The sequence below is a fragment of the Brenneria salicis ATCC 15712 = DSM 30166 genome (assembly GCF_003315515.1).
In the GTDB taxonomy this organism is placed as follows: Bacteria; Pseudomonadota; Gammaproteobacteria; order Enterobacterales; family Enterobacteriaceae; genus Brenneria; species Brenneria salicis.
In genome coordinates, this window is the sequence record NZ_QNRY01000023.1 from 39,737 (window position 1) to 57,052 (window position 17,316).

Annotated in this window: 14 protein-coding genes, 1 tRNA gene, 1 pseudogene and 1 riboswitch; of the genes and pseudogenes, 6 read left to right on the forward strand and 10 right to left on the reverse strand. The window is 48.9% G+C overall.

The annotated features are described in order from the left end of the window. The first annotated feature begins 36 nt into the window (after positions 1–36). Positions 37–360: an HI1450 family dsDNA-mimic protein gene (locus tag DES54_RS10970; RefSeq protein ID WP_113867304.1), complete on the forward strand. Its 324-nt coding sequence runs from the start codon at positions 37–39 to the stop codon at positions 358–360. 67 nt (positions 361–427) lie between these two features. Here DES54_RS10970 and oppF read toward each other — a convergent pair whose 3' ends face one another. Genes oppF through oppA form a run of 5 tightly spaced genes read right to left on the reverse strand, consistent with a single transcriptional unit; the run spans position 428 to position 5,986 of the window. Next, on the reverse strand, positions 428–1,456 hold the full coding sequence (oppF, locus tag DES54_RS10975) for a murein tripeptide/oligopeptide ABC transporter ATP binding protein OppF (protein WP_113867306.1): 1,029 nt from the start codon (positions 1,454–1,456) through the stop codon (positions 428–430). After that, positions 1,453–2,448 (reverse strand): ABC transporter ATP-binding protein, encoded by a 996-nt coding sequence (locus DES54_RS10980; RefSeq protein ID WP_113867308.1) that lies wholly within the window; start codon positions 2,446–2,448, stop codon positions 1,453–1,455. The genes oppF and DES54_RS10980 overlap by 4 nt, the downstream gene beginning before the upstream one ends. 11 nt (positions 2,449–2,459) lie before the next feature. Next, entirely contained in the window at positions 2,460–3,368 is a 909-nt protein-coding gene (oppC, locus tag DES54_RS10985) for an oligopeptide ABC transporter permease OppC (RefSeq protein WP_113867310.1), read from the reverse strand. A 12-nt stretch (positions 3,369–3,380) separates the two neighbouring features. Then, positions 3,381–4,301: an oligopeptide ABC transporter permease OppB gene (gene oppB, locus DES54_RS10990; RefSeq protein ID WP_113867312.1), complete on the reverse strand. Its 921-nt coding sequence runs from the start codon at positions 4,299–4,301 to the stop codon at positions 3,381–3,383. A 56-nt stretch (positions 4,302–4,357) separates the two neighbouring features. Next, positions 4,358–5,986, reverse strand: a complete 1,629-nt coding sequence (gene oppA, locus DES54_RS10995) for an oligopeptide ABC transporter substrate-binding protein OppA (protein WP_427846325.1) — start codon at positions 5,984–5,986, stop codon at positions 4,358–4,360. Positions 5,987–7,012: 1,026 nt separating this feature from the next. Between oppA and adhE the strand changes: the two genes are divergently transcribed. Then, positions 7,013–9,700, forward strand: a complete 2,688-nt coding sequence (gene adhE / locus DES54_RS11000; protein ID WP_113867316.1) for a bifunctional acetaldehyde-CoA/alcohol dehydrogenase — start codon at positions 7,013–7,015, stop codon at positions 9,698–9,700. Between the two features lie 305 nt (positions 9,701–10,005). Here the strand turns inward: adhE and DES54_RS11005 are convergent, their stop codons facing one another. Next, complete coding sequence (locus DES54_RS11005) at positions 10,006–10,602, reverse strand: thymidine kinase (protein WP_113867318.1); 597 nt, start codon at positions 10,600–10,602, stop codon at positions 10,006–10,008. A 398-nt stretch (positions 10,603–11,000) separates the two neighbouring features. Here DES54_RS11005 and hns point away from each other — a divergent pair, with 398 nt between their 5' ends. Beyond that, positions 11,001–11,408, forward strand: coding sequence for a histone-like nucleoid-structuring protein H-NS (hns, locus tag DES54_RS11010; protein WP_113867320.1), 408 nt, complete (start codon positions 11,001–11,003; stop codon positions 11,406–11,408). A 131-nt stretch (positions 11,409–11,539) separates the two neighbouring features. Here hns and galU read toward each other — a convergent pair whose 3' ends face one another. The 3 genes from galU to rssA all read right to left on the reverse strand — a co-directional run bounded on the left by galU (position 11,540) and on the right by rssA (position 14,650). After that, positions 11,540–12,451: a UTP--glucose-1-phosphate uridylyltransferase GalU gene (gene galU, locus DES54_RS11015; RefSeq protein ID WP_113867322.1), complete on the reverse strand. Its 912-nt coding sequence runs from the start codon at positions 12,449–12,451 to the stop codon at positions 11,540–11,542. 204 nt (positions 12,452–12,655) lie between these two features. Further along, complete coding sequence (gene rssB / locus DES54_RS11020; protein ID WP_113867324.1) at positions 12,656–13,672, reverse strand: two-component system response regulator RssB; 1,017 nt, start codon at positions 13,670–13,672, stop codon at positions 12,656–12,658. A 72-nt stretch (positions 13,673–13,744) separates the two neighbouring features. Continuing rightward, positions 13,745–14,650, reverse strand: a complete 906-nt coding sequence (gene rssA / locus DES54_RS11025) for a patatin-like phospholipase RssA (RefSeq protein WP_113867339.1) — start codon at positions 14,648–14,650, stop codon at positions 13,745–13,747. 147 nt (positions 14,651–14,797) lie between these two features. On the opposite strand from rssA, the pseudogene DES54_RS11030 reads away from it, so the two are divergent. The 3 genes and pseudogenes from DES54_RS11030 (at position 14,798) to DES54_RS11040 (ending at position 16,427) form a co-directional block, all read left to right on the forward strand. Then, a pseudogene (locus DES54_RS11030) lies at positions 14,798–15,260 on the forward strand (YchJ family protein). 83 nt (positions 15,261–15,343) lie between these two features. Next, the gene (gene purU / locus DES54_RS11035) at positions 15,344–16,192 is read left to right on the forward strand and encodes a formyltetrahydrofolate deformylase (protein WP_113867326.1); all 849 of its coding nucleotides are present in this window, start codon (positions 15,344–15,346) and stop codon (positions 16,190–16,192) included. A 150-nt stretch (positions 16,193–16,342) separates the two neighbouring features. Then, a tRNA-Tyr gene (locus DES54_RS11040) sits at positions 16,343–16,427 on the forward strand. Between the two features lie 43 nt (positions 16,428–16,470). Here the strand turns inward: DES54_RS11040 and DES54_RS11045 are convergent. After that, on the reverse strand, positions 16,471–17,091 hold the full coding sequence (locus DES54_RS11045) for a trimeric intracellular cation channel family protein (protein WP_113867328.1): 621 nt from the start codon (positions 17,089–17,091) through the stop codon (positions 16,471–16,473). Positions 17,092–17,112: 21 nt separating this feature from the next. Next, positions 17,113–17,210, reverse strand: a riboswitch (glycine riboswitch). Between the last annotated feature and the right edge of the window lie 106 nt (positions 17,211–17,316).

A 17,316-nucleotide genomic window follows, 5' to 3' on the forward strand; every position in this document is an offset into this window, starting at 1 on the left:
TAATAACGCCCTTCATGCATTAACAGGAATAGCGCTATGGATTTGAATAACCGCCTCAACGAAGATGAAGCGCTGGAACAGGCTTACGACATCTTTCTGGAACTGGCCGCCGATAATCTCGATCCGGCAGATATTCTGCTGTTCAATCTGCAATTCGAGGAGCGCGGCGGCGCCGAGCTATTCGATCCGGCGCAAGACTGGGCCGAGCATGTTGATTTCGATCTGAATCCTGACTTTTTTGCCGAAGTGGTGATTGGACTCGCGGCACAGGATGGCGGAGAAATCACGGACATTTTCGCCCGCGTATTGATTTGCCGGGAAAAAGACCACAAGCTTTGCCACATTCTGTGGAAAGAATAAGTTCCTGTGGAAAAAACCAGTTATCCCGCCTGTCAGACGTCCCCGCCACGGGACGTCTGACAGCGATTCAACGCTTCGCTTCTACCGGCAGCAATGCCTGCGGGTCCACTTTCAAACAGGATACCGCATGATGAAAACTCCCCTCCATAACCGGTCTGGTTTTGCTGCATTCCGGCCCGACTATCGGACAGCGGGTGCGGAATACGCATCCCGATGGCGGATTGAACGGAGAAGGCAGTTCCCCTGTCAGCAACTGGATCGGCTTGTTTCTTTCTTTATCAGGATCCGGGATCGGCACCGCGGACATCAGCGCTCGCGTGTAGGGGTGCAAAGGATGACGATAAATCTGCTCATAGGTTCCCAACTCCACCGCATGTCCCAGATACATCACCAATACCCGATCGGAAATATGCTTCACCACCGATAAATCATGGGCGATAAAAATCAGCGACAGCCGCATTTCACGCTGTAACTGTCTCAGCAGATTCACTACCTGCGCCTGAATGGAAACATCAAGCGCGGAAACCGGCTCATCACAGATGATCAGTTTCGGCTCCAGGATCAGCGCCCGCGCGATGCCGATACGCTGACACTGCCCGCCCGAAAACTCATGCGGATAGCGGTTGATCAGATTCGGCAGTAACCCGACTTTCAGCATCATGCTTTTTACGCGGTCTTTCACCTCCTGACGCGTGAGTTCAGGGTGATACGTTTTCAACGGTTCGGCGATGATTTCTCCGATGGTCATCCGTGGATTCAGCGAGGCCAGCGGATCCTGAAAAATCATCTGAATATCGCTACGCGCTTTACGCCATTCGCCATCATTCATCCCCAGCAAATCTTTACCCAACCAGGTCACTTTCCCGCTGGTCGCCTTGACCAGGCCGATAATGGCTCTGGCCAGGGTGGACTTGCCGCAACCGGACTCCCCCACCACGCCCAGCGTTTCGCCTTCATATAACCGAAATGTGGCTCCATCCAACGCTTTCAATGTTTTCGCGGGTTGCCAGAACCATTGCTTGTCATCTCTGACATCAAAATGTACTTTCAGATCGGCGACGTCCAGCAATACCGTTTTTTCCGTTGTACGATTCATAACACCTCATCAACCGCTCTGAAGCAGGCTCGCATACGTCCGTCATTGAAAGACGCTAACGCTGGCGTGTCATGGCAAACATCCATCGCATAAGGACAACGTGGCTGGAACGGGCAACCTTTGGGTAAGCGCAGTAAATTGGGTGGATTGCCGGGGATGGTCGCCAGCGTTTCATCTTCCGTATCCAGACGGGGAACCGCGTTCAACAACCCGACGGAATAAGGATGGCTGGGCTGATAAAACACGTCACGCGCCGAGCCATATTCCATCGTCCGCCCCGCGTACATCACCAGCACCTTATCGCAGATGCCCGCTACCACGCCCAGATCGTGGGTAATCAAGATAATGGCGGTATTGAATTCGCGTTTCAATTCATTGAGCAGCGTCATGATTTGCGCCTGAACCGTCACATCCAGCGCCGTCGTCGGTTCATCGGCGATCAGCAGTTTAGGCCCGCATAGCAACGCCATCGCGATCATGACGCGCTGACGCATCCCGCCGGAGAACTCATGGGGGTACATTTTCATGCGTTTACGCGCTTCCGGCATTTTTACCGCATCCAGCATTCTGACCGACTCTTCAAAAGCGTCCCGCTTGCTGATCCGTTTGTGCAACATCAGCACCTCTATCAGTTGCTCACCCACCCGCATATAGGGGTTTAGCGATGTCATCGGATCCTGAAAGATCATGGCGATTTCTTCCGCACGCAACTTGTTCAACTGCTGTTCCGGCAGATTCAATATTTCCTGGCCGCGAAAACGGGCTGAACCGGTAATGCGTCCGTTCTGGGCCAACAAGCCCATCAACGCGAACACGGTTTGCGACTTGCCCGATCCCGATTCGCCAACAATGCCCAGCGTTTCCCCGGCATTCAAGCTGAACGTCAGGTCGTTTACCGCCGTGACTTCGCCATCCTGCGTATGAAACATCACGCGTAAATCCTGAACACTGAGCAGCGCCTCACTACCACCGGCTGAATTCATCCTCTTCATGCAACCACTCCTCAGCGATCTTTCGGATCGAGGGCATCACGCAGACCATCGCCGATAAAATTGAAACAAAACAGCGTTACCACCAGAAAGGCGGCGGGATAAAACAGCAGCCAGGAAGAGACTTCCATCGAGTTGGCGCCATCATTCAATAACGCGCCCCAACTGCTTAACGGTTCCTGCGTGCCTAATCCCAGAAAACTCAGGAAGGATTCGAACAGGATCATGCTCGGCACCAGTAGTGAGGCATACACCACCACCACACCCAGTACGTTCGGCACAATATGGCGCAATACGATGCCGCGCGTTGACACGCCGGACACCATCGCCGCCTCAATGAACTCTTTACGTTTCAGGCTCAGCGTCTGACCGCGCACGATCCGCGCCATATCCAGCCAGGAAACCATGCCTATCGCCACGAAGATCAACAGCATGTTCTGTCCGAAAAAGGTCACCAGCAGAATAACGAAAAACATGAACGGGAAGGAGTTGAGGATCTCCAACAGACGCATCATGACGGAATCGACTGTACCGCCCAGATAACCGGACAACGCGCCATACAATGTGCCGACCACCACCGCCACCAATGCCGCCGCAACCCCCACCATCAACGACACGCGCCCGCCGATCGCCACACGCACCAGCAGATCGCGACCGGAAGAGTCAGTGCCGAAATAGTGACCGGACGTCATGTCCGGGGCGGAAGACATCATCCCCCAATCGGTATCCGCATAATTAAACGGCGAAACCAGCGGCGCGATAATCACAAACAGCGTGATCATCCCCAGCACCAGCAAACTGGCCAGCGCTGCCCGATTATTGATAAAACGTGACCGGGCATCCTGCCATAAACTGCGCCCTTCAATCTCCATCTGCTCACTGAAACTTTCCAGGGCTTCAATATCTTTTCGATTCCAAAACATAACGTCCCCGATTCAGTAGCGTATTTTGGGATCGATAACCGCGTATAACACGTCAATTATCGCATTGAATAAAATGGTCAGTCCGCCGACCAGAATAGTCAGGCTGAGTACCAGCGAATAATCTCGATTCAGTGCGCCATTTACAAACAACTGACCGATTCCCGGCAACCCGAAAATGGTTTCAATCACCATTGAGCCGGTAATAATGCCGACGAATGCCGGTCCCATATAAGAAAGCACCGGCAACAGCGCCGGTTTCAACGCATGACGTAAAATAATGCGGCGCATAGGCAACCCTTTGGCCCGTGCGGTGCGAATGAAGTTGGAATGGAGAATTTCAATCATCGAACCTCTGGTAATCCGCGCAATACTGGCAATGTAAGAGAGCGACAGCGCCACCATCGGCAAAATCATGAATCTGGCCTGACCGCCGTTCCAGCCGCCGCCCGGCAACCAGCGCAGCGTAATCGCAAAGATAAGCACCAGTGAGGGCGCAACCACAAAACTTGGGATTACTACCCCCGTCATGGCAAACCCCATGACCATATAATCCCATTTACTGTTTTGCTTCAACGCGGCAACTACTCCGGCGGTCACCCCCAATATCACAGCCAGCAAAAAAGCGGCGGCCCCCAGTTTGGCGGAAACCGGAAATGACGCCGCTACCAAATCGTTTACGGAATAATCTTTGTATTTGAAAGAAGGGCCAAAATCACCCTGCACCAATTGCAATAAATAATTGCCGTATTGTGTCAGGATCGGATCGTTCAGATGATATTTGGCCTCAATATTCGCCATCACTTCAGGTGGAAGATTACGCTCCCCGGTAAACGGGCTGCCTGGCGCCAGCCTCATCATAAAAAACGAAATCGTAATCAGTATAAATAGTGTCGGAATGGCTTCCAGACAGCGGCGAAATATGAATTTTAACATTGCTCATACCTGTAAAAAAACAGACAGGACGGAATATCGCCTGTCTGTCATTTTTATTAATGCTTAATAATATAAAGATCTTTAACGTAAACGCTATCCAGCGGATCTTTACCAGTTAATCCGCCGACATAGGGTTTTACCAACCGAATATTGGCGTAATAATAAACCGGCGCGATGACCGCATCCTTATCCAGCAAAGCCTCAGCCTGCTGATAAATCACCGAGCGCTCTTCATCCGTGGTGACCTGCAAGGATTTGCGCATCAGTTGATCAAATTGCTGATTTTTATAATGCGACGTGTTGTTACTGCTGTCTGATATCATGCTATTGAGGAAGGTAGACGGCTCATTATAGTCGGCGCACCACCCCGCACGCGCAATATCATATGTCCCCTGATGACGTGAACTGAGGAACGTTTTCCACTCCTGATTATCCAGCTTGACGGTAACGCCGATATTTTGCTTCCAGAGCGCCGCCGCCGCGATAGCCAACTTTTTATGTAAATCAGAGGTGTTATACAACAGGCTTAACGTCAGCGGTTTGTCAGCGGTATAACCCGCTTGCGCCAACAGTTTTTTCGCTTCTTCATTACGCTTCGCTTGCGGCCAGGTAAACCACTCCGGCTCGGCGGCTTTCAATCCATCAATGTAAGGCGGCACAAAACCATAAGCCGGCGTGTCGCCCTGATTCTTGACTTTGTTGGTTAAAATATCCTGGCTCAGCCCCAAACGCAGCGCGGTTCTTACCCGCAAATCATTAAAAGGCGCTTTCTGATTATTGATTTCATAGTAATAGGTACATAGATAAGGATTGACCTGCACTTCCTGCGGAATTTCTTTTTTCAGTTTCTGGAACAGTTCGATGGGCAGATAATTATAGGTCATCTCGATTTCACCGCTGCGGTAGCGGTTAACATCTGTCACTTCGGAGGCAATCGGCAAATAGGTGACCTGATTAATTACCGTATCGGCGTTATCCCAATATTGCGGATTGCGCTCCAGCACGATTTTCTCATTCACCACCCACATCTTCAGCTTGTAAGCGCCATTACCGACCCAATTTTGTGGTTGTGTCCATTTATCGCCAAACTTTTCGACCACGGTTTTATTTACCGGCGACATCGCCGGATAAATCGGCAATTTATAGAAATAAGGCACCGCTTCAGATAGCGTGACTTCCAGCGTATGATCATCCAACACTTTCACGCCCAGGGTATCTGGGGCTTTCTTGCCGGCAATAATGTCATCAATATTCAATAAATGACCATATTGGAGATAGCTGGCATAAGGGGATGCGGTTTTGGGATCGGCCAGACGTCGCCAGCTATAAACGAAATCCTGCGCCGTGACGGGATCGCCATTTGACCAGCGCGCATCTTTGCGCAAATGGAAAGTCCACACCTTGAAATCTTTGTTATCCCAACGTTCCGCCACGCCGGGGATCACTTTACCGTTCACATCCGAAATCACCAGCCCTTCCAGCACATCGCGCAACACATTCGACTCTGGTACGCCTTCGATTTTATGCGGATCCAACGACGCTACTTCCGCGCCGTTATTGCGCACCAGTTCCTGTTTTTTCGCCAGTTGAACGCCTTCGGGAACCGTGGCCGCCCAGGTTTGTCCCCCTGCTGCCGCGCACGACAGCGTAATGAGACTGGCAAGCAGAATTTTTCTTGTGATCATGAGTGTCATTCTCCTTTCCTTTAACTATTAAAAAACATCCGTGCAGTATCCTTGACGATTAAGCGTGACGGACATTTATGCCTGTCTGACGGGGAGTTAACAAATTCGTTGTATCTGAGTCGTCATGATTATCAGACGGCATCGATGTTTGCCGTAATAAAACCAATAAAAATAACTTATCAATTACACTGCAAAGACGATATTAATCCGAAACTAGCAAATGCACTCACATCCGCCAATACGTTTAAAGCCGCGTTGTTGATTATTCTTTAAGTCAGCGGAAGCAATCGTTAAATATCACCAAGCTGGAAAAAATTAACCAATTGATAAATTTAGCTATTTAATACGATGTGCATTTTTATAAATAATCACCCATTAAACTATTGATACAAAAAAGATCTGCCTGAATCCTGATGCAGTGATGATTAAACAGACCATCATGCGGTTAAACATATAACACATCCTATTACTCCATCCGTTACAAATTTAACAAAATATACTTCACCTACAGGGTTATACCGCGACCTCGCTCACGATTAAAAGATAAACAACAGGCCAAATATTAAATTTTTGACATAAGGATTATTTATATAAAGGTGAGAATATCTACCAGCACAGAGACACAACTAGGAAGCCAGACCCAGCGATAAAAACAGATAAGATAAATATGGATAACGATTAGCAACAATCACTTGCTGAATGGTGTCAGCATGACAAAAAATAGACGGAGATCACAAAAAAGAGCCTCACAAATCGGTATGCTTTTTTCATACTCGATTAAACAAGCGATTATTCTTCATTTACACAAACTATCAAATTTTTATTTTTATAATACCCGCCATTCTCGATTACAGTATTTTAAAAACCGAATAGTAGACCATGAAGGTCGACAAGCTCTTTGAGTCAATCAATGCGATGTAACGGATGTACGCTTTGTCGGTAAAACGCGTTCAAAGTACGTTTAACCATCCCTTTGGGTTTAGCAAGCGATTGACTGAAAGAGTTTAACACTATCAGGAGAACCTTATGGCCGTAACCAATGTTGCTGAACTTAACGCACTAGTGGAAAGAGTAAAGAAAGCACAGCAGGAATTTTCCAACTATTCCCAGGAACAAGTTGATAAAATTTTCCGCGCTGCTGCGCTCGCCGCCTCCGATGCACGTATTCCGCTGGCGAAGATGGCCGTGGCCGAATCCGGCATGGGTATTGTTGAAGATAAAGTGATCAAAAACCATTTTGCTTCCGAATACATTTATAACGCTTATCAGGATGATAAAACATGTGGGGTTCTCTCTACCGATGACATCTTTGGCACCATCACCATCGCCGAACCGATAGGCCTGATTTGCGGTATTGTGCCGACAACCAACCCGACTTCCACCGCGATTTTCAAAGCGCTGATCAGTCTGAAAACCCGTAACGGGATTATCTTTTCCCCGCATCCGAGGGCCAAAAACGCCACTAATAAAGCAGCGGATATCGTTCTGCAGGCAGCAATTGCGGCAGGCGCGCCTAAAGATATTATCGGCTGGATTGATCAACCTTCTGTTGAATTGTCCAACCAGTTGATGCATCACCCGGATATCAACCTGATTCTGGCGACCGGCGGCCCCGGCATGGTGAAAGCCGCATACAGTTCCGGTAAACCTGCGATTGGCGTAGGTGCGGGCAACACGCCCGTCGTCATTGATGAAACCGCCGACATTAAACGTGCCGTTGCCTCTATTCTGATGTCGAAAACCTTCGATAACGGCGTAATCTGTGCGTCTGAGCAGTCGGTGATTGTGGTTGACAGCGCCTATGATGCGGTACGTGCGCGTTTCGCTTCCCATGGCGGCTACATGCTGCAAGGCAGAGAACTTCAGGCCGTTCAAGGCATACTGCTGAAAAATGGCGCGCTCAATGCGGATATAGTAGGCCAAACGGCGCCGAAAATTGCAGAAATGGCTGGCATCTGCGTACCTGCCAACACGAAGGTGCTAATCGGCGAAGTGACTGCGGTTGACGAGTCGGAACCCTTTGCCCACGAAAAACTGTCTCCGACCCTGGCCATGTATCGTGCCATCGATTTCAACGATGCGGTGATGAAGGCTGAAAAGCTGGTCGCGATGGGCGGCATCGGCCACACCTCCTGTCTTTATACCGATCAGGACAACCAGCCGGAACGCGTCAATCACTTCGGCAACAAGATGAAAACCGCCCGTATTCTGATCAATACCCCGGCGTCTCAAGGCGGTATCGGCGATCTGTATAACTTCAAACTCGCCCCTTCCCTGACGCTGGGTTGCGGTTCCTGGGGGGGGAACTCCATCTCGGAAAACGTAGGTCCGAAACACTTGATCAACAAGAAAACGGTAGCCAAGCGAGCAGAAAATATGTTGTGGCATAAACTTCCCAAATCCATTTATTTCCGTCGCGGTTCATTGCCGGTGGCGCTTGAAGAGGTCGCGTCCGATGGCGCCAAACGTGCATTCATTGTGACTGACCGCTTCCTGTTCAATAACGGCTATGTCGATCAAGTGGTCAGCGTGCTGAAACAGAATGGTCTGGAAACCGACGTTTTCTTCGAGGTCGAAGCGGACCCCACTCTGAGCATCGTGCGTAAAGGCGCTGAGCAAATGAACTCCTTTAAACCGGATGTCATTATCGCGCTGGGCGGCGGTTCTCCGATGGATGCGGCAAAAATCATGTGGGTGATGTACGAACACCCCACTACCCACTTTGAAGAACTGGCGTTGCGTTTTATGGATATCCGTAAACGTATCTACAAGTTCCCGAAAATGGGGGTGAAAGCCAAGATGATTGCCATCACCACCACCTCAGGCACTGGTTCCGAAGTGACGCCGTTTGCGGTGGTAACCGACGACACGACAGGCCAGAAATATCCCCTGGCCGACTACGCATTAACCCCGGATATGGCCATTGTGGACGCCAATCTGGTGATGAATATGCCGAAATCGCTGTGCGCCTTCGGGGGACTGGATGCGGTGACTCACTCGCTGGAAGCTTATGTCTCGGTATTAGCGAATGAATATTCTGATGGTCAGGCGTTGCAGGCGCTGAAGCTGTTGAAAGAAAACCTGCCGGCTAGTTATCGAGACAGCGCGAAGAATCCGGTAGCCCGTGAACGTGTCCACAATGCCGCAACCATTGCCGGTATCGCGTTTGCCAACGCTTTTTTGGGGGTTTGTCACTCTATGGCGCACAAGCTGGGCTCGGAGTTCCATATTCCACACGGTCTGGCTAATGCGCTGCTGATCTGCAACGTTATCCGCTATAACGCCAATGACAACCCAACCAAGCAAACAACCTTCAGTCAGTATGACCGTCCGCAGGCTCGGCGTCGTTATGCCGAAATCGCCGACCATCTGCGCCTGACCGCATCGAGCGATCGCACTGCGCAGAAAATCGAGAAGCTGTTGAACTGGCTGGAGGAAATGAAGACTGAGTTGGGGATCCCTACCTCTATTCGTGAAGCGGGCGTGCAGGAAGCGGATTTCCTGGCGAAAGTAGATAAACTGTCTGAAGATGCGTTCGATGACCAATGTACTGGCGCTAACCCGCGTTATCCGCTGATTTCTGAATTGAAACAGATTCTGATGGATACTTACTACGGTCGTAAATTCTCCGAAGATACTGCAAAAAAAGAGGTGGAAGCGGTTGCTGCCCCCGCAGCAAAAGCCGTGAAGCAACCGAAGAAAGTCACCAGTTGATTCATGATGCGCCAACAGCCTCATTGGAGACTGTTTGACCGCTTTATCGTCGCTGCCCTGCTAATGAAGCAGGGCTTTTTTACATCACTATCCTCGTATTCATCCCACCTGAATGTTCAAATCATGCTTACCAAACAGCATTAGCATGAATCACCGCAAAAACGTCCATCAGCAGCGCTACGGCGGCATTTTTCGTCAAACATGCGGAAACGGCGGCGCAACATATTCACAAGCCCTTAAATCGCTTTTTAACGATACCATGCAGCCATAACGATGAATTGAACAAACCATCGCCTCCCATCGATTTACTCGCTCTCAGATCTGATCAATCCCAACGCTATTTTGTAGTGTTTTCGACAGACGGAAACATAGTTTTCATTGCCACCAATCACTACCTGCTCGCCTTCACGCAACGGGTTACCCTGTGCATCCAGACGCAACACACGGTTTGCTTTACGTCCGCAGTGACAAACCGTTTTTAGCTCGATTAATTTATCGGCCCAGGCTAATAAATAGTGGCTTCCTGAGAACAATTCGCCGCGGAAATCTGTGCGCAAACCGTAACACAATACCGGGATATCTAATTGATCCACCACGTCGGAAAGTTCGCTCACCTGCTCTTGAGTTAAAAACTGACATTCATCAATTAATACACAGTGAATAGGTTGAGCCCTATGTTCTTTTATCAGCAAGTTAAATAAAGATGTCTGCGAATTATACAATAATGCAGGAGAAGAAAGGCCGATACGGGAACTTACCACACCAATGCCATGACGGTTATCTATTTCTGCGGTGAACACCAGCGTCCGCATGCCGCGTTCCTGATAGTTATATGAAGATTGCAATAGCGCGGTGGATTTCCCCGCATTCATTGCTGAATAATAAAAATAAAGCTGAGCCATACCCGGCGCTCCAAAAGATAGGCGATATCATCGCTTATACGGTCAAGTTTTATTGTAACAACCCACCTTTGGACTATGCAATGCGCTATTACATTTACGTTCCTCCGCTCAGACAGTGGCTATTGGTAGGCGCGGAAAGATAAAGAGATAAAATTCCCTTATAACGGTAACCTAAGGTTCAATATCCTCCCCATCTACATTTGCTGTAGAAAAAATGACGGAAAAATGTATTTCTCATCTTGGCGGAAGTAATTTATATTCAGGTCTCGGGGTATGTGATATCCGTTTTAAAACTGGTATTTTTTAACAAACTTACAAATTTGACTATTGCAGAAAAGAAAATAGCATTCTATTATCACTCTACACGACACCAATAATATAAATCTGAGATTATCACAATGAGCGAAGCACTAAAGATTCTAAACAACATCCGTACTCTGCGTGCGCAGGCAAGAGAATGTAGTCTGGATACTTTGGAGGAAATGCTGGAGAAACTGGAAGTCGTCGTTAATGAACGACGTGAAGAAGAAAGCCAGGTTCAGGCAGAAGTTGAAGAACGTGCACGTAAATTACAACAATATCGCGATATGTTGATCGCTGATGGTATTGACCCCAACGAATTATTACAATCTCTCGGTTCCGTAAAAGTCGCAGGTAAAAGCAAACGTGCCGCGCGCCCTGCAAAATATCAATACACCGATGAAAACGGCGACCTTAAAACCTGGACTGGTCAGGGCCGGACGCCAGCTGTAATCAAAAATGCCATTGAAGAGCAAGGCAAGTCCCTGGACGATTTCCTGATCTAATTCAGTTTTAAAATAATACGCCGATACCCTTGATTTTTATCAAGGGTATTTTTTTATTAAAAAAAGCGGGGACGACGAAAATTTATGCTCTCCATCTTGGGAATAAAACAGAGAGCAGGCTTTACCCGATATTATTTCACTTCGACGTCAACCGTTTCCTGTAACCACTCGGTGAATTCACTACCCAGGCTATCATTGCGCATACCGTACTCGACAAAGGCCTGCATATAACCTAATTTGTTGCCGCAGTCATGGCTCACGCCTTTCAGATGGTAAGCTTCCACCGTTTCTTTCTCCATCAGCATGGCAATAGCATCAGTTAACTGAATTTCATTACCCGCGCCTGGCGGTGTTTTTTCCAGCAGAGACCAGATTTCAGCAGAGAGAACATAACGGCCAACAACTGCTAAATTAGACGGCGCTTCGGATGCTTTTGGTTTTTCAACCACGCCCACCATCGGCGCGCTATCGCCCGCTTTCAATTCCACGCCTTTGCAATCCACAACCCCATAGCTGCTAACGTTTTCCACCGGCTCCACCATAATCTGGCTGTGACCGGTTTCTGAAAAACGTTTCAACATTTCACTCAAGTTATCTTTTTTCAGATCGGAGGCATATTCATCAATAATCACGTCAGGCAAAATAACGGCAACCGGCTCATCACCCACTAACGGATGCGCGCACAATACCGCGTGGCCCAATCCTTTCGCCAATCCCTGACGAACTTGCATAATGGTGACGTGCTTAGGACAAATAGATTGAACTTCTTTGAGTAGCTGGCGCTTAACACGTTTTTCCAACATGGCTTCCAGTTCGAAACTGGTATCAAAATGGTTTTCAATCGAATTTTTAGAAGAATGAGTTACCAGAATGATTTCATTGATTCCCGCAGCAATACACTCATTAACGACATATTGAATTAGCGGTTTATCCACCAATGGCAGCATTTCTTTCGGAATAGCCTTTGTCGCCGGTAACATACGAGTTCCCAGCCCTGCAACCGGGATTACCGCTTTTTTTACTTTCTTATTAACAATCGACATAAACAACCTCTTATATATCGTTCAAATAATGAACTTTATTTGCATTGCCTAAAAACGGGATGATTACAACTCATTTAACCGGATAGCGCTTGAACAATGTTATAACGCAATAAAAAATAAGGTCACTAGGAATAGTGTAGAAAATAAAAAATAATAACGGAAGGTGGACATCGTCTGGAGAGAGTAACCAGCATACCTATCAGATTATTCTGTAGACAACATGAGTCGTAAACGCCCACCCCCACCCCATATCTGACATTGCCAATCAACACAATTGTGATTTAACTGATTGAGATAAGTGACATCCAACGTTCCCAACGGCACGCCGCTATTCAGAGAAATCTGGTTGCCATCGGCATTCAACATGGCGTTCAAGCCGGCTGATACCAAAATTAACCTTTTTAATTCACGATGATAATAACCAACCAATAAAGGAAAGCGTCCTTCTAAACTCGCTTGGCGCAACAACTGGTTTACCTGCTTTAATAATGTCGGTAAATATGGCAAGCGCTGCTGCTGATTAGCCAAATGATCCTGAAGCAAACCATTGAATAACGTTCGAAGTAATAAGGCCGCTAACGTACCATTATTATTGACCGCCTGAGTCACATCCAGACAGTAAAACGCCAGCTCCGCCTCTGAGAGCGCGGCAATATCCAAAACCAGGCCCGGCTGTTCGGCAATCGTCAACTGGCGGTAATTAATACGACAATGCGCAAGCGTTTGCTGAACCGGTGGCTGCAATTGCGCCAGTAATTTTGCGACCGCATCGGGAGATTGACTCAATGAGTCCATATCCTGCATTAGCTGTTCAAGCTCATTTACCGGCGAGGTAAACATGTCTGGATACAGGCAAGACATGACGACCTCGCGTAAGCGGGCATAATCGCGAACCGGTTTCAGCAGCACATCCTGGGCGCCAAGGCGCAATACCTTCGCGACATCAGCCATATGGCTGGTTGCCGATATAACCAATATCGGCGTGTTGTTGCCTCTTAAGCGCAGACGCTCAAGAAATTCGATCCCCCCCATCATCGGCATATCCAGATCGCAGATAATTAAATCAGGTTGGTGATCCTCCAAAAGGCTCAATGCTTCCAGTCCATGGACAGCTTCTGACACTGAAGCGCCAAGCGTAATCAGATAACCGGAAAGCACGGAGCGGAAAACGGCCTCATCCTCAATGATTAAAACATGTTTACCCGCTAATGGTTGTTCCATCCGTTTGTTACCTCTTGCTTCAAACTCTTCATGTTCAAAGATTGCTTATCAACAATACATGAATCCAGGGTTTCAGTGAGATTGATTAACCAAAGGCAACAATTCCTCACGTTTCCTCTCCACCGCCTGACGCCCTGCGCTTATCGACTCTTGCGCCCGGTGGAAATCCAGAGTGGCAATCTGCGGACAGTAGGGTTGCACCAGCACATCCGGCGGATCACCCGCCATTCGCGTCATTTTAAGTCTGCTTTCCAGGATATGGATCGAGGTGCTCATGATTTCCATCGCCGTTGGCGAAACCGCTGGACGATGGCGTCGTCCCCGTAATAAGCGTTCACGGATTTTACTGCGCCAATCGTTTGGCTCAACGTCGGCATCCTCCTCCGCGTTCGAGGGCTTAACCGACAGCAGGTGCTGATTGAGGCTAGCATCCTGCTGCAAATCGACCGCGATGACAACATCCGCCCCCATCGCGCGCGCCAGTGAAACGGGAATAGGGTTCACTACGGCCCCATCCACCAGCCAATAACCATTGAACCATACGGGAGACAATAAGCCCGGCACACTACAAGACGCCCGGATTGACTGGTGCAAGTCTCCTTCCGTCAACCAGAGTTCGCGTCCGGTGCTCAGATTGGTCGCGACCGCACCAAATTTAATAGCGCATTCTTCAAAACGTTGTGTATGCAACAAATGCTTTACATTATTAAATACCCGCTCACCGCGTAATAACCCGCCACGTTGCCAGGAGAGATCCATCAATCGAATGACATCCCAGTAGCCAAACCCTGACACCCAGCGCTCGATCACCGCCAGATTATGCGTGGCGTAAGCGGCCCCGACCAACGCGCCGACAGAGCAGCCGGCGACAACATCAATCTTGATGCCCAGTTCGGTCAACGCATTGATGACGCCGATATGAGCCCATCCTTTGGCCGCGCCGGAACCCAAAGCCAGCCCCACTTTTACCTGTCGCATGGGTACATCATGTGTTTTCATTCTAGCCCACATTACTACTTCCAGAACGTCTTGGTTAACTTATTGGTTAACATATCTGTATCCTGATTAAAGATCTCTTTATTATCTATCAAGATTAAAGTTATTAAATTTTCTTCAGGAGAAACTGTGCCAGAACTTTGTCCTTGTTGCAGCGGCTTGCAGTATAGCGCATGCTGCCAACCGTATATTGGCAATACCCGCACCGCCGCGGAACCCGAAACGCTAATGCGTTCTCGCTATACCGCCTACGTCAAACACGATGTGGACTATTTTCGCCACCTGGCATCCCGATTTGCAAGCGGAGAAATGGCGTGATTCCATTGCGGAAAGCTGCCGGGACACCTGCTGGCTTGGGCTCAATATATTGACCACAGCCCCCGGCAAGACGCAAGACGAAGGTTATGTTGAATTTGCCGCACGCTACACGGCGGCCAACCGACAGCAAACCGGATTGATGCGAGAACGCTCGCGCTTCCTTCGTTATCATGATCGCTGGTATTATAGAGATGGCATTCATCTGCAAACCGGCAGAAATGAACATTGCCCATGCGGTTCCGGCAAAAAGTACAAAAAGTGCTGCGGACAATAAGCAAGGCGCATTAACCGCAGTGAATTCCGGCACTGCATTAACATACGATCGCTATTATAGTTTTGGACAGGATCCACGCTCTCATGCAATCCCAGAATATACAAAGAAAAGTGTTACGGACTATTTGCCCTGATGCCAAGGGCCTTATCGCAAAAATCACCAATATCTGTTACAAGCATGAACTTAACATCGTGCAGAACAATGAGTTTGTTGATCATCGTACTGGCCGCTTCTTCATGCGCACGGAACTGGAAGGGATTTTTAACGATACCACCCTGTTGGCCGATCTCGACAGCGCCCTCCCTGAAGGTTCTTCTCGTGAGTTAACCAGCGCAGGCCGTCGCCGCATTGTTATTCTGGTCACCAAGGAAGCACACTGTCTGGGTGATTTGCTGATGAAAAGCGCATACGGCGGATTAGATGTTGAAATCGCCGCGGTGATTGGCAACCACGAAACGCTGCGCACGCTGGTCGAGCGCTTTGATATTCCCTTCCATCTGGTCAGTCATGAAGGCTTTTCCCGTGAAGAGCACGATCAGCACATGATCGCGCAGATCGACCAGTACCAACCGGATTACGTTGTGCTGGCAAAATACATGCGTGTACTGACGCCCGCTTTCGTTCAGCACTATCCGAATCAGATTATCAATATCCACCACTCGTTCCTGCCGGCGTTTATCGGCGCACGACCTTATCATCAGGCTTATGAGCGAGGCGTAAAAATCATTGGCGCCACCGCTCACTATGTTAATGACAACCTGGATGAAGGCCCAATCATCATGCAGGACGTGATCAATGTCGATCATTCCTACACCGCTGATGACATGATGCGTGCCGGACGCGATGTTGAGAAGAATGTGCTGAGCCGGGCGCTTTATCGTGTATTGGCACAGCGGGTTTTCGTCTACGGAAACCGCACTATCATTCTTTAATTTGCTGATCGGGCATCATTTTTTGTATCAGGATGGCCGGCATAAAAAACGGTAAACAGGTTCGTTTTTAATATATCCGGCTTTACAGCGGCGCATCATTTGATATGATGCGCCCCGCTCGACGCGAAAGCGTCGAGCGGGAAGGCCAGTGGTGGGGTTCCCGAGCGGCCAAAGGGAGCAGACTGTAAATCTGCCGTCACAGACTTCGAAGGTTCGAATCCTTCCCCCACCACCACTTCAATATTGTTCTACTAAATTCAATCCTTCCCGACATCAGATCAACTTTTCCAACTCCCCGACACATAGGAAAACACCGGAAGTTGCCACGACCAGCGAATGGCCGCCAGACGCACGAATAAGCCGAGGGTGAAGGACACCAGCAGATTGATGTCGTGGTTCACATTCAACGCTTTCAGACCGAGATATAATAAAGCCACCAGCAACGATACGCTGGCATAGAGCTCTTTTCTCAACACCATCGGCGTTCGGTTGCAGAAGATGTCCCGCAGAATACCGCCGAAAATACCGGTCACAATTCCCGCCATAATCACCACTGCCGTGGAGTAATTTAATCCCTGCGCAACATTGCAGCCGATGACGGTAAACGCAATCAGTCCCATCGCATCCAGTATCAGAAACAGACGATGTAGATGGTGCATAATGCGCGCGATAATGATAGTGAACAGACCGGCGCCAATGGTGAGATAAATATAACCGGTGTGCTGAGTCCAGCTGATGGGATAATTGCCGAGAAGAATATCGCGTACCGTACCACCGCCCAGCGCGGTGATAAACGAGATCATGCCGACACCAAAAATATCCATATTTCGCCGTCCGGCAGCCAGCGCGCCAGACATGCCTTCAGCCGTGAGCGCGATCAGATAGATGTAAGTAAGCACACAAGATTTCCTGTGAAATGTGCCCCTCCCTCTGTCCGTTTTACCTGAGAGTTTACGCGGCGCTCGCCGCTTGCCCCTTCGGTGGGTTGTCGCAACAACCTCTCTCCAGTTGGCGTCAAAGAAATTCTGTAGTGGAATACTGAATTTGGCCACCTGAACAGAGGTGATATGCTCACCTCAGAACAACACAGGTGCTCCAATGAAAAAAAGAAATTTTAGTGCAGA

Excerpts from the sequence above, each read along its gene's own strand:
- DES54_RS11005 (WP_113867318.1), bottom strand. The coding sequence starts at position 10,602 with ATGGCTCAGCTTTATTTTTATTATTCAGCAATGAATGCGGGGAAATCC.
- oppB (WP_113867312.1), bottom strand. The coding sequence starts at position 4,301 with ATGTTAAAATTCATATTTCGCCGCTGTCTGGAAGCCATTCCGACACTA.
- purU (WP_113867326.1), top strand. The coding sequence starts at position 15,344 with ATGCAATCCCAGAATATACAAAGAAAAGTGTTACGGACTATTTGCCCT.
- rssB (WP_113867324.1), bottom strand. The coding sequence starts at position 13,672 with ATGGAACAACCATTAGCGGGTAAACATGTTTTAATCATTGAGGATGAG.
- DES54_RS10970 (WP_113867304.1), top strand. The coding sequence starts at position 37 with ATGGATTTGAATAACCGCCTCAACGAAGATGAAGCGCTGGAACAGGCT.
- galU (WP_113867322.1), bottom strand. The coding sequence starts at position 12,451 with ATGTCGATTGTTAATAAGAAAGTAAAAAAAGCGGTAATCCCGGTTGCA.
- hns (WP_113867320.1), top strand. The coding sequence starts at position 11,001 with ATGAGCGAAGCACTAAAGATTCTAAACAACATCCGTACTCTGCGTGCG.
- oppA (WP_427846325.1), bottom strand. The coding sequence starts at position 5,986 with ATGATCACAAGAAAAATTCTGCTTGCCAGTCTCATTACGCTGTCGTGC.
- oppF (WP_113867306.1), bottom strand. The coding sequence starts at position 1,456 with ATGAATCGTACAACGGAAAAAACGGTATTGCTGGACGTCGCCGATCTG.
- DES54_RS10980 (WP_113867308.1), bottom strand. The coding sequence starts at position 2,448 with ATGAAGAGGATGAATTCAGCCGGTGGTAGTGAGGCGCTGCTCAGTGTT.
- adhE (WP_113867316.1), top strand. The coding sequence starts at position 7,013 with ATGGCCGTAACCAATGTTGCTGAACTTAACGCACTAGTGGAAAGAGTA.
- rssA (WP_113867339.1), bottom strand. The coding sequence starts at position 14,650 with ATGCGACAGGTAAAAGTGGGGCTGGCTTTGGGTTCCGGCGCGGCCAAA.
- oppC (WP_113867310.1), bottom strand. The coding sequence starts at position 3,368 with ATGTTTTGGAATCGAAAAGATATTGAAGCCCTGGAAAGTTTCAGTGAG.